Annotated in this window: 1 protein-coding gene; it reads left to right on the top strand. The window is 61.2% G+C overall.

From position 1 onward, the window contains the following. Positions 1-23 precede the first annotated feature (23 nt). Positions 24-260, top strand: a 237-nt coding sequence (locus tag BN358_RS27760; RefSeq protein ID WP_232233178.1) for a hypothetical protein, incomplete at its 3' end; no start/stop codon positions are given.

Genomic DNA, 260 nt, shown 5'->3' with positions numbered 1-260 from the left:
AGGCCGTGTCGGATAATCAACATGTGGCTGACGAATCGCTTCTGCCTGATGGCTGGACGCTCAAGCGCGTCCGCACAATCGAGCCGAGTGCAGAACTGCTTGATCCGAGCGCCCACTACGTCGTGGCTGACCAGAGGCCAACTCTGACCAACTTGGACGAACTGGCGCCCACCGTCATCCTCTGCTTCTCAGGCCTCTGCCTTTGCCTCGTCCAGGAGGATAGCGACGAGCCCGAGTGGTGGATGGGCCAGCTGGACGAG

The sequence above is a fragment of the Sedimentibacter sp. B4 genome (genome assembly GCF_000309315.1).
GTDB lineage: Bacteria > Bacillota > Clostridia > Tissierellales > Sedimentibacteraceae > Sedimentibacter > Sedimentibacter saalensis.
Note: the sequence above shows the minus strand (reverse complement) of the source record. Positions and strands in the feature narration are given on the sequence as shown.